Origin of the sequence: Phaeobacter sp. HS011 (assembly GCF_018101215.1) — a bacterium.
In the GTDB taxonomy this organism is placed as follows: domain Bacteria; phylum Pseudomonadota; class Alphaproteobacteria; order Rhodobacterales; family Rhodobacteraceae; genus Phaeobacter; species Phaeobacter inhibens.
This window is the reverse complement of the sequence record NZ_JAGEUF010000008.1, coordinates 29,147-40,391: the sequence shown is the minus strand read 5'-3', so window position 1 is coordinate 40,391 and position 11,245 is coordinate 29,147. Positions and strand designations below refer to the sequence as shown.

Sequence of the window (11,245 nt, the reverse complement as noted above, 5' to 3'; positions counted from 1 at the left end):
TAGCGTCAGCTCACAGGGCCAAAAACCTGACATCCGCTGGCTGAAATCTCACCGCGTGCCACTGGGTAACCGCGCCGGGGGTTGAGGCGGATCGGCTGCATCCCGGTCAGTCGGTTCATACATCTTTCTGTATCGCGAACGGAATTCCGCTTGCCCCCGATGTAGATATCAAGCCACGGGCGGCCATTCTTGCCCGTATGGCAGGGGCCATTTTGTGGTTGATGACCGTCACCGCAGACGTCTTCCACGATGGCATATTTGCGCAGGCGTTCAATGTAGAACCGCGTGCCCGCCGGGAAATCCAGCGTCTGGCGCCCCCGCCGGATGGCGTGTCCCACAGCGATGGTGACCGGGTCATTATATGTCCCGGTTCCCCCAGCCTGGCGTCGCAGGACGGGACGTGCGATGGCGGCGCTGCCAGGGGGTGTGTTATCCCAATAACTATACCCCGTCAGATAACCTTCAAATCTGACTTCGGTGCCACGTCGGACAAATTGATCCAGCTGGCTCTTGATATCATTGTTGATGCTCTGCGCAGGAAGCATACCGGCACAGACGCTCATCACGGTCAGTGCGGCAGCGGCCACGGCGGTTTTTCTGAAAATGGAGTTCCATATCGTCGACATGACATGTTCCTTATCGAGGGCGGCCTCGGGTTCTCGCGGCTGCCTGGATAAGGCTGCGCGCTGGTGTCTCTTCTGATCGCCAGACGGGCCGACCGGCTGTCGGCTCGCCATGGTGGCGGTCGTTTTCTGTAGTGCCCTGTCGGCGGTAATTTGCGTCTTTTGGTGGCTTGCGCACCGATCCTGCAGAAGCTCGGAGGTGAGGCGTTGATGCGCCCCTTGTGGTGGGGCGGATCTTCAGCGCCTTACGACTGAAGCAAAGCGGATACACCAGATGCGGCATCGCGCTCAAAGAGAGTCCGCTGGAATGGGCGGGATCCCTCCAACGGATAGGCGGATTTCTGGCAGAGCAGTTTCAGGAGGCCACTTGATTTTTTTGCCGATTGGCAAGCGCGCCGAAATACCGTCGTCGTTTCCAATAGGATCTGAGGTGGGAGAATGTTGGCGATCTGACCAGATCCGAGCCGTTGTCAGGGCCACATGTTAACGACAGCCAGACGCCTTTGTTCGTGTCAAAGCTGGGGAGGGGCCAGAGCCACTGAGTATGTGCCTGTATGATCTGCCGTGTGACGCAATGCCTGGAAAACTGTAGCACCGGCGCCCATTTTTTTGCGTGACTCAAATGGCCTGGGTCGTTCACCTGTCGCTTAGTACCAAGCGGAGTGGTCGATATCCGCAGTTTTGGAACAGGCGGTTGCTTTGGTTTTGCATCTATCATTCAACCCTCCTGCACCCGATGCTGTTGCGGTCCCGCACCCGCTCCAAGCTTGCAGAGGGGTGAGCCTTCGAGGTTCAGACTGGCGGGTGAAAATTAAAATCAGCCTTAACCGATGCGATTCGAGCGCAGGAAATTGCAAACAAATTGATTCAACGGCGGTTAATCGCTGACAGTCTTGAGTGAGCTGAGGTGTTGTCGCTGTGTGTGCGACAATCTGTGCGAATCGAGGATTGCCTCGGTTCCAGATCGATTCGGATCCGGGCATGAGGGGGGCGCCGAATGGTCTGGGGGGATTTGCCCGCGCCGAACTATCAATGGTTGGCGAGGGAGTGAGATGGAACGCAATCAAGCACAGCGAGAAACGCTCAGAACAGATGCGTTATCTTATAAAGATGTGAAATATCAATGTTTTGGAGACTGGTGCTGCTGGAGAGAATTGAACTCTCGACCTCTCCCTTACCAAGGGAGTGCTCTACCTCTGAGCTACAGCAGCGCCGGTGAGGGGGCTTTTAGGCATAAACGAACTGGGGCGCAAGAGCATTCTGGACGGTTTTTTCACACTCCGGTACAGAAGATCTATGGCAGAGAAGAAAACAGCAAAAAATGGCGGGTCGGCGCCCACGCGCGAAGATCGGTTGAAGGCCGCATTGAAGGCGAATATGGGCCGTCGGAAGGCCCAGGCGAAGGCGCGTGCGGTCAAAGATGACGAGACCGGCGGTCCGGCAGACGACCCCACAACAGGCAGTTCTAAGGAGTAAGGGCAGATGGATTCGATTTTGGTGACGGGGAATGGCCCACTGAAAGGGCAGATCCCTATCGCGGGTGCAAAAAACGCCTGTCTGACGCTTATGCCGGCAACGATGCTGAGCGAGGAGCCGTTGACGCTGACAAACGCACCGCGACTGTCTGACATTCGCACCATGACAACGCTGTTGCAGTCGCTGGGTGCTGAGGTTTCAACGCTGCAGGATGGTCAGGTGTTGGCCATGTCGAGCCATGACATCAACAATCACACCGCTGACTACGATATCGTGCGGAAGATGCGGGCGTCGATCCTTGTACTGGGGCCGATGCTGGCGCGTGATGGTCATGCCGTTGTCTCGTTGCCCGGCGGCTGCGCCATCGGCGCGCGCCCGGTGGATCTGCATTTGAAGGCGCTTGAAGCGCTGGGGGCGCAGCTGGATCTGAAAGACGGTTATGTTCATGCGAAGGCGCCTCTGGGCGGGCTGAAAGGCGGGGTCATTGACTTCCCGCTTGTCTCCGTCGGCGCAACAGAGAATGCGCTGATGGCCGCGACATTGGCCAAGGGTACGACCCTCATCAATAACGCGGCGCGCGAGCCGGAGATCGTTGATCTGGCGCAGTGCCTGCGTAAAATGGGTGCGCAGATTGAAGGTGAGGGGACATCTACCATCACGATTCAAGGCGTGGATCGTCTGCACGGCGCTACTCATCCGGTTGTCACCGACCGGATCGAGTTGGGGACCTATATGCTGGCGCCTGCCATTTGCGGTGGCGAGGTCGAGCTGCTGGGTGGGAAGCGATCCCTGATCGAAGCCTTCTGTAACAAGTTGGAGGCTGCCGGGGTTGAGATTACTGAGAACGAGAACAGCCTGACGGTACGCCGCGGTGATAACCGGGTAAAAGCGGTAGATGTCGTGACCGAACCCTTCCCCGGGTTCCCGACCGACTTGCAGGCACAGATGATGGCACTGATGTGTACCGCTGAAGGGATCAGTGTTCTGGAAGAAAAGATCTTTGAAAACCGGTTCATGCATGCGCCGGAACTCATACGTATGGGGGCGCAGATTGACATTCAGGGTGGTCATGCCACGGTAACCGGCGTTGAGGGGCTGAAGGGCGCACCGGTGATGGCAACTGATCTGCGGGCGTCGGTCTCCTTGATTCTTGCAGGTCTCGCGGCTGAAGGCGAGACCACCGTTAGCCGTGTCTATCATCTGGATCGCGGGTACGAACATGTGGTGCGCAAGTTGTCCTCAGTTGGTGCCAAGATTGAACGGATCCAGGAGCAGTAATGGCAGATGCAACATTCGACGACGGGCGCGAAGCGCCGCTGAATCTTGGCGCCCTTGGCGCTGAGGATCTGGAAATTATTGCCTCGCTTGCGCAGGATGCGGTGTTTCCGGTGACGGAGGTCAGCTGGCGACCTGCGGAGCGGCGATTTGCGCTGCTGTTGAACCGGTTTCGCTGGGAAGACAAAGATGCTGCCGAACAGCGTGGTCGCCCTTATGAACGGGTGCAAAGTGTGTTGGTCGTCGATCAAGTTTTGTCGGTGGCCTCTCAAGGCGTTGATCGGAAGGAGCGCGATCTGATTCTGTCGTTGCTGTCGCTGAGTTTTGAGCCGGGATCGGATGGTGACGGGCATATCGTTCTGACCCTTGCCGGTGACGGTGCAATCCGGCTTGCCGTTGAGGCGGTTGAGGTCACCCTGCGCGATGTGACGCGTCCCTATCAGGCGCCGTCCGGGCAGGCCCCTCTGCACGAGACATGATGCTACGTGAGTTGGTGGGCGCTGATCTTGCCGATCTTCGTGTCCTGTGGCGCGAAGGGCTGACCGCCTTTCCGGCCTCTTTCTTGATGACCGCAGAAGAGGCGGATGGCATCCCGGATGCGAACCTGCTCAGCGGGTTCGAGAGCGGCTCCTATTGGGGCGTGTTTATTAGTGATCAATTGGTCGGCTTTGCGGTTTTGCGTCAGGGCGGGCTGTCGCGTCTCTCGCATACAGCTGATCTTGGTCCCTTCTACATCTCGGCGGACTATCAGCGTCAGGGGCTGGCCAAAGCCCTTTTGGCACGGGTCTTGGATCAGGCTCGTGAGCGAGGGCTAAAGCAGGTGGAGTTGTGCGTGGATCAGGAAAACCACGCCGCGCGGAGGCTTTATGAAAACGCAGGGTTTCGTCCGTTTGGCCTGCGCCCGCGCTCTGTTGTCGTGGAGAGCCAGCCGCGAAACGATGTGCTGATGCTGTGCCCGCTGGATAATGCTCTGGCTGCGGATGAAATCCCGTCGCTTGCGCGGCAGGTGCTTGACTGACCTCCAATACACGCAACCATCTTGAGACTGCGGGCAGGGGCCTATATTGCAGGCTCAAAGGAGAGCCATGATGCCCGTTTTTCTGAACGCGTCCGATGCTGGTTTTGATCAGGCGTTTGCAACCCTTCTGGGGGCAAAACGCGAAGATAGCCCCGATGTAGATGCAGTGGTCGCCGACATAATCGCGGATGTGCGCACCCGTGGTGATGCGGCACTAATCGAGCTGACCGCGAAATTTGACCGTTTGCAGTTGACCGCAGATCAACTGCGCATTTCGGACGCTGAGATCGACGCCGCCATTCAGGATGTATCGACTGAGGAGCGCGTCGCGCTGGAGTTGGCGGTGGAGCGTATCCGCGCCTATCACCTGCGGCAGATGCCTCAGGGCGCCGAATGGCAGGATGATGCCGGGGCTTCACTAGGGTGGCGCTGGTCGGCAGTATCGGCGGCCGGTCTCTATGTGCCAGGCGGTCTGGCGAGTTATCCGTCCTCTGTTTTGATGAACGCGGTTCCGGCGAAAGTGGCGGGTGTCGAACGGCTGGCAGTAGTGGTCCCCACTCCTGATGGTCAGATAAACCCGCTGGTGTTGCTTGCAGCACGCTTGTCCGGTGTCGATGAAATCTACCGTGTCGGCGGCGCGCAGGCGGTTGCGGCCCTCGCCTATGGAACAGAGAGTATTGCCCCGGTTGACAAGATTACCGGCCCCGGAAATGCGTTTGTCGCGGCGGCAAAACGGCGGGTGTTTGGCAAGGTCGGCATCGATATGATAGCTGGCCCGTCGGAAATTCTGGTCATCGCCGATAAGGACAACGATCCCGACTGGATCGCGCTCGACCTTCTCAGCCAGGCCGAGCATGATGAAAGCGCGCAATCGATCCTGATTACAGATGACGAGGCATTTGGCCGCTCTGTAGCGGATGCGGTGGAGGCGCGCTTGCAGACACTGGAACGCTCCGCCATCGCAGGGCCCAGCTGGTGGGACTACGGTGCGGTGATCGTGGTGCCTGATCTGGATGTGGCAGCTCAGCTGTCCAATCGTATCGCCCCGGAGCACCTTGAGCTCTGCGTTGCGGACGCTCGTGCGCTCAGTGAGAAAACCATTCACGCGGGCGCGATTTTCCTTGGCCAATATACACCCGAAGCGATCGGGGATTATATCGGCGGCCCGAACCACGTGCTGCCAACCGCCCGATCTGCACGGTTCTCGTCTGGGCTGTCGGTGATGGATTTCCTGAAGCGCACCACGTTGAGCGAAATGACCCCGGAGGCGTTACGTGCAATCGGTCCAGCGGCCGAAACGCTGGCCAAGAGCGAAAGCCTGGAAGCGCATGGCCTGTCAATCCGGGCGCGCCTGGATCGGCTGAACCGCTGAACGCAGAGGACGGGAGTGCGGGGAAGCAGGCTGTTGCTTGCCCGCGTGTATGGATGGTGGCGCTGGCACATCGTTACGGCACAACTGTGCCCTGCGGATTGCCGTGGCACCGACCATCGGCTAGTCAGTTATCTACCTAACCTGCGCACAGAGACCTGACCCATGAGCCGCATCAGCCAAATCGACCTTGATGACCGCAATCTGCCGCCGCCGACGCCCGAAATTGAGCAGGAGCGTCGGGTCGCGATTTTTGACCTGATTGAGGACAATAGTTTTGCGCTGCCTGCGCGTGGTGAGCGAGCGGCGCCTGAGGGGCCCTACCATCTGGGGCTTGCCATCCGCGACAAGCGGCTGGTCTTTGATGTTGCATCCGAGGCTGGCGAAAAGGCGGCGGAATTTCACCTGTCGCTTTCGCCGTTCCGTCAGGTGGTCAAAGACTATTACCAAATCTGTGAAAGCTATTTTACCGCCGTCAAAACACTGCCGCCCAGTCAGATCGAAACCATCGACATGGCCCGCCGGGGTATTCACAACGAAGGCAGCCGCGTGTTGAAGGAGCGGCTGGAGGGCAAGGCGGAAATTGATACCGACACGGCGCGCCGTCTCTTCACCCTGATTTGCGTATTGCATTTTGGAGGCTGAAGCGTGAGCGAGTTGCCGCAGTCGATCCTGTTCTGCTGTGACCACAACGCGGTCAGATCCCCGATGGCAGAGGGGATCATGAAACAATTCTATGGCTCCGGTACCTATGTGCAATCTGTCGGCGTCAAGAACGACATGGAAATCGATGGCTTCTGCATCGCGGTCTGTCAGGAGATTGGCGTGGAACTGTCGCGCCATCGTTCACGTTCATTCGACGAGATGGAACAGTGGGGGGATGACCTATCCTCCTTCGATCTGGTGGTGGCCCTCTCTCCGGCCAGTCAGCGCCGGGCGCTGGAACTGACGCGGTTTTTCCACCTTGATGTCGAATATTGGCCAATTATGGACCCAACTGGACTGGGGGAAACCCGGGATGCCAAGCTAGACAGTTACAGGCAAACCCGATCCCAGATCATCCAGCGCCTGACAGAGCGCTGGGGCAACCCGTTGGAGATAAAATGAACAGCACCGTCACCTGCTATTTCGAGGCATTCAACGCAAAAGACACTGACGCCATGCTTGAGTGCCTGTCGGACGACGTGGCCCACCATGTGAATGAGGGCAAGATTCGCATCGGCAAGGCGCTGTTTGCGGAGTTTTGCACCCACATGAGCCGCTGCTATGATGAAGCACTCACTGATATGGTGGTGTTCGTCAATGCAGATGGCAAACGCGCCGCCGCTGAATACATCGTGAACGGCACCTATCTCGAAACAGATGCAGGGCTGCCGGAGGCACATCAGCAAACCTATCGCCTGCCCGCGGGGTCGTTCTTTGATTTGGAAGATGGCAAGATTACCCGCGTGACGACCTACTATAACCTTGCGGATTGGATGGCACAGGTCTCAGCCTGATGGGGATGCGTCTGGAGAGCCTGCGCGGCGCAGCGCTGGCGCAGGTGCTGGACGACGTCGCTCGCCTGCGGATCACTGTGTTCCGGGATTGGCCTTATCTTTACGATGGTGACCTGGCTTATGAGCGCAGTTATCTGCAAAGCTATCTGGACAGTGACAGGTCTGTGGTGGTCGGCGCATGGGACGGAGAGAGGTTGGTTGGTGCGTCGACTGGCGCACCTCTCATTGATCACGCCGAAGATTTTGCGGCGGCTTTCGAGGGGACCGGTCTGGCGCTGAAGGATGTCTATTATTGCGCCGAATCTGTTCTATTGCCGGAATATCGCGGAATGGGCTTGGGGCACCGGTTCTTTGATCTGCGGGAGGCCCATGCCAGGAAACTTGGCTATGTCGTGTCGGCATTTTGCAGCGTCCAGCGACCGGATAATCACCCGTCCAGACCGCCGTACTATCGCGATCTGAATGACTTCTGGCGCAAGCGTGGGTATGCTCCGATACCGGGCGCTGTTGCGCGCTTCTCCTGGCGCGATGTCGGAGACGCTGAGGAAACCCGCAAGCCATTGCAATTCTGGTCCCGGCTCTTGACCTGAGCTGAGACTTGCGGCCCATTTTGTCATCAACTGACAGGACCCAACAAACAGGACCCTCTTATGAAAGTAGCTGCTGCTGCCTACCCCCTTGATTGGTTTGATGATTGGAGCGCCTACGTGGCAAAGATCACCCGCTGGGTGCAGGAGGCCGCAGGGGAGGGAGCAGATCTGCTGGTGTTTCCCGAGTATGCTGCGATGGAGCTGTCAACGCTGGATGGCGCAGCGGTGGCAGGCGATCTGGAGCGGTCCTTGCATGGGGTCTCCCGGCGCATGCCGGATGTTGATGCGCTGCACCTGCGTCTCGCGGCGGAATTCGGCGTGCACATCCTTGGTGCATCCGCGCCAGTCTTTGATGGTGGCGCACGTCCTGTGAACCGCGCGACCCTTTATGCGCCGAACGGACAGAAAGGCGTTCAAGACAAGCAGATCATGACCATGTTTGAGCGGGATCCATGGAACGTGACCAATGGAGAGGCGCTCACAGTATTCGACACCACACTGGGAAAGATCGGCGTCCTGATCTGCTACGACAGTGAGTTCCCTCTGCTGGGCCGCGCGCTTGCAGAGGTGGATGTGTTACTGGTGCCGTCCTGCACGGAAGCACTGGCAGGTTACTGGCGGGTGCGTATCGGGGCCATGGCTCGCGCGCTTGAGAACCAGTGTGTTTCAGTAATGTCATCTATTGTCGGTCCCGCAGAATGGTCCGAAGCCGTGGACCAGAACACTGGCATGGGCGGAATATTCGGCCCCCCTGACACAGGCTTACCGGCAACCGGCGTGTTGGCCGAAGGGGTATTGAACAAACCGGGCTGGACCTATGCTGATGTCGACCTTGAGGCAATCGCCCATGTGCGCCGTGACGGTGTCGTACGCAACCGAACCCATTGGGATGAAAGGCCAGAACCGGGGAAAACAGTCACAATATGTCCGCTGCGGTGATTGCGCCCTTGAAAATCAGGGAAAAAGCGCTCATTTAAGCGCACGTCCCGCAGACTCGCGGGAAACCATAATTATGGAGATAACATGGCCAAGGAAGATACGCTCGAATTTCCCGGTGTCGTGAAGGAACTCCTGCCCAATGCGACGTTTCGGGTCGAGCTGGAAAACGGCCATGAGATCATCGCACATACGGCAGGCAAGATGCGCAAAAACCGCATCCGCGTTCTGGCTGGCGACAAGGTACAGGTCGAGATGACCCCATATGATCTGACCAAAGGACGGATCAACTATCGCTTCAAATAAGCGCTGGTGTCCACCAAGTAACAAAAGCCCGGCCTCTTCGCCGGGCTTTTGTTTTGGTTCACCTGCGATCGGCCAAGCGTAGTATGAACGCCCTCACCGCGATAACCAGTTGGGGTTTTTCAGCCTTGATGAACCGGCTATGACTGGGCCGAAGCCAACATTAAGTGCAGCCCTGCTGCGCCATAGGACAAAAGGGCCAGACATGGCATTCATTCTTGGATCGGGCAGCCCGCGCAGGCTGGAGTTACTGGCCCAATTGGGAATCACCCCTGATGCGGTTTGTCCGCCGGATATCGACGAAACGCCAAAGCCGAGGGAATTGCCGCGGTTCTATTGCGCCCGCATTGCCCGTCAGAAAGCCGAGGCAATTTCCGCCGCCGCGGAGGATCTCATCCTCTGCGCTGACACCACCGTCGCCCTTGGTCGTCGGATTCTGGGAAAACCTGACGACGTCGCAGAGGCCGCTCAATTTCTGTTGGCTCTCTCCGGGCGCCGGCACCAGGTGATCACATCTGTTGCCGTGCGTCGGGGGGATCGGATTTGGTCCCGCGATGTAGTGAGCGCCGTGAAGATGAAGCGGCTCTCCGATGAAGAGCTGAACGGCTACCTCGCGACCGGGGACTGGCAGGGCAAGGCAGGTGCCTATGCCATTCAGGGACCTGCGGGAGCGCTTATCCCTTGGATCAATGGATCTTTCACGGGAATTGTCGGCCTGCCACTGGCCGAAACTGCTGCCCTGTTGCGCGGGGCGGGCTGGACACCAAACAAGGAGGCCGTCGCATGAAGGGCCGTACAATCATTCTTGACCACATCGACGGACGCGAAGCCGCGGCACTCATGGTGGATGGCCAGCTTGAGGATTTGCTGATCGACAGCGATGCGCCGACCCCTGGTACGGTTTACCGTGCCCGGGCTGATCGGCTCGTTAAGGGACAGGGGGGGATGTTCCTGACAACGCCGGATGGCCCTGCCTTTCTACGCCAAGTAAAAGGTCTGGCACCGGGACAGGAGCTGCTGGTCCAGCTAACCGGCTATGCTGAAGCGGGCAAAGCACTGCCGGTCTCGCAGAAGTTGCTGTTTAAAAGCCGCTACGCCATCATCACACCCGAGGCTCCCGGGCTCAATATCTCTCGCTCCATCCGCGACGAGGATGAGCGTGATCGGCTGTTGGAAATTGCTCATGACGCGATGGGTGGCATTGCCTATGGCCTGATTCTTCGATCCGCCTGCGATGGTGCTGACAGCGCCGATATCGAAGAAGACATTCTCGCGATGGTGTCGCTGGCGTCTCAGGTGCTTGAGGATGCTGGTAGCGGGCCAGAAGTCCTGGCGGAGGGCGATACTCCGCATCTTCTGGCCTGGCGTGACTGGACAGATCCGGCAGATATAGAGCGTGACGCTGGCGGGTTTGAGCGTCTGGGCGTGCTAGACGCCTTGGAAACAGTGCAGGGCATTCGGGAACCTCTCAGCGGTGGCGTGTTTTTGTTCATCGAGGAGACCCGCGCCCTGGTTGCGGTGGATGTGAACACCGGCGCGGACACCTCGCTGGCAGCTGGGGTGAAGGCGAACATGGCCTGCGCCAAATCCCTCGCCCGGGCCTTGCGCCTGCGCGGGCTGGGGGGGCAGATTGTGATCGACCCTGCTCCCATGCCCAAGAAGGATCGCCGCGCCTTTGAAACGGCCCTGCGGGCCAGCTTCCGCAGTGATAGCGAAGACACGGTGCTGGTGGGGTGGACCACGCTTGGCCACTTTGAATTGCAGCGCAAACGCGGTCGCATCCCGTTGAAGGAGGTCCTGGCGTGAGCTGCCCGATTTGCGCTGAGGAAACTCAAAAAGATTACCGCCCGTTCTGTTCGCGCCGCTGCGCGGACATTGATCTCGCAAAATGGCTGAACGGCGCTTACGCGACCCCAAGCACGGACCCGGAAGACATTGAAAACGCTCTGGAAGAAGTCGCAAATTCCAGCGAAACGAAACATTAGCGAATTTCTTTGAAAAAGCCTCTGGACACGGTCATGCACACGTCATAGAAGGCCCACACCCAAGGCGAACAGCCTTCCCGTGCCCGGGTAGCTCAGGGGTAGAGCAGTGGATTGAAAATCCTCGTGTCGGTGGTTCGATTCCGCCCCCGGGCACCACTTAAAGTTCTGAAG

General features: G+C 58.5%; 15 protein-coding genes and 2 tRNA genes. 15 read left to right on the top strand and 2 right to left on the bottom strand.

The features are described from left to right. Positions 1-5: 5 nt before the first annotated feature. Together J4721_RS15695 and J4721_RS15690 are read right to left on the bottom strand one after the other, a co-directional pair. Positions 6-626 (bottom strand): hypothetical protein, encoded by a 621-nt coding sequence (locus tag J4721_RS15695; protein ID WP_014873295.1) that lies wholly within the window; start codon positions 624-626, stop codon positions 6-8. Positions 627-1,759: 1,133 nt separating this feature from the next. After that, a tRNA-Thr gene (locus J4721_RS15690) sits at positions 1,760-1,834 on the bottom strand. Positions 1,835-1,919: 85 nt separating this feature from the next. Between J4721_RS15690 and J4721_RS15685 the strand changes: the two genes are divergently transcribed. The 15 genes from J4721_RS15685 to J4721_RS15615 all read left to right on the top strand — a co-directional run bounded on the left by J4721_RS15685 (position 1,920) and on the right by J4721_RS15615 (position 11,230). Continuing rightward, positions 1,920-2,099, top strand: coding sequence for a hypothetical protein (locus tag J4721_RS15685; RefSeq protein ID WP_014873296.1), 180 nt, complete (start codon positions 1,920-1,922; stop codon positions 2,097-2,099). Positions 2,100-2,105: 6 nt separating this feature from the next. Then, entirely contained in the window at positions 2,106-3,377 is a 1,272-nt protein-coding gene (gene murA, locus J4721_RS15680) for a UDP-N-acetylglucosamine 1-carboxyvinyltransferase (RefSeq protein WP_211003078.1), read from the top strand. Continuing rightward, positions 3,377-3,853, top strand: coding sequence for a DUF2948 family protein (locus J4721_RS15675; RefSeq protein WP_211003076.1), 477 nt, complete (start codon positions 3,377-3,379; stop codon positions 3,851-3,853). Before murA ends, J4721_RS15675 begins: the two co-directional genes overlap by 1 nt. Next, entirely contained in the window at positions 3,853-4,392 is a 540-nt protein-coding gene (locus J4721_RS15670) for a GNAT family N-acetyltransferase (RefSeq protein WP_247656159.1), read from the top strand. The genes J4721_RS15675 and J4721_RS15670 overlap by 1 nt, the downstream gene beginning before the upstream one ends. Positions 4,393-4,462: 70 nt before the next feature. Further along, positions 4,463-5,764, top strand: coding sequence for a histidinol dehydrogenase (hisD, locus tag J4721_RS15665; protein WP_102874955.1), 1,302 nt, complete (start codon positions 4,463-4,465; stop codon positions 5,762-5,764). A gap of 162 nt (positions 5,765-5,926) precedes the next feature. After that, on the top strand, positions 5,927-6,406 hold the full coding sequence (locus J4721_RS15660) for a UPF0262 family protein (RefSeq protein ID WP_014873301.1): 480 nt from the start codon (positions 5,927-5,929) through the stop codon (positions 6,404-6,406). Between the two features lie 3 nt (positions 6,407-6,409). Next, on the top strand, positions 6,410-6,868 hold the full coding sequence (locus J4721_RS15655; RefSeq protein WP_014873302.1) for a low molecular weight phosphatase family protein: 459 nt from the start codon (positions 6,410-6,412) through the stop codon (positions 6,866-6,868). Next, positions 6,865-7,260, top strand: coding sequence for a ketosteroid isomerase-related protein (locus J4721_RS15650; RefSeq protein WP_211003075.1), 396 nt, complete (start codon positions 6,865-6,867; stop codon positions 7,258-7,260). The genes J4721_RS15655 and J4721_RS15650 overlap by 4 nt, the downstream gene beginning before the upstream one ends. Further along, on the top strand, positions 7,260-7,850 hold the full coding sequence (locus J4721_RS15645) for a GNAT family N-acetyltransferase (RefSeq protein WP_102857772.1): 591 nt from the start codon (positions 7,260-7,262) through the stop codon (positions 7,848-7,850). Before J4721_RS15650 ends, J4721_RS15645 begins: the two co-directional genes overlap by 1 nt. Before the next feature lie 60 nt (positions 7,851-7,910). Further along, positions 7,911-8,789, top strand: coding sequence for a carbon-nitrogen hydrolase family protein (locus J4721_RS15640; RefSeq protein WP_102857773.1), 879 nt, complete (start codon positions 7,911-7,913; stop codon positions 8,787-8,789). Between the two features lie 84 nt (positions 8,790-8,873). Beyond that, complete coding sequence (gene infA / locus J4721_RS15635; protein ID WP_005978431.1) at positions 8,874-9,092, top strand: translation initiation factor IF-1; 219 nt, start codon at positions 8,874-8,876, stop codon at positions 9,090-9,092. Between the two features lie 202 nt (positions 9,093-9,294). Then, the gene (locus tag J4721_RS15630) at positions 9,295-9,876 is read left to right on the top strand and encodes a nucleoside triphosphate pyrophosphatase (protein WP_014873306.1); all 582 of its coding nucleotides are present in this window, start codon (positions 9,295-9,297) and stop codon (positions 9,874-9,876) included. Beyond that, positions 9,873-10,895, top strand: coding sequence for a ribonuclease E/G (locus J4721_RS15625; protein ID WP_014873307.1), 1,023 nt, complete (start codon positions 9,873-9,875; stop codon positions 10,893-10,895). Before J4721_RS15630 ends, J4721_RS15625 begins: the two co-directional genes overlap by 4 nt. Then, positions 10,892-11,074 carry a DNA gyrase inhibitor YacG gene (locus J4721_RS15620; RefSeq protein ID WP_014873308.1) on the top strand — a complete coding sequence of 61 codons (183 nt, stop codon included), beginning with the start codon at positions 10,892-10,894 and terminating at the stop codon, positions 11,072-11,074. Before J4721_RS15625 ends, J4721_RS15620 begins: the two co-directional genes overlap by 4 nt. Before the next feature lie 81 nt (positions 11,075-11,155). Beyond that, positions 11,156-11,230, top strand: a tRNA-Phe gene (locus J4721_RS15615). Positions 11,231-11,245: the final 15 nt, after the last annotated feature.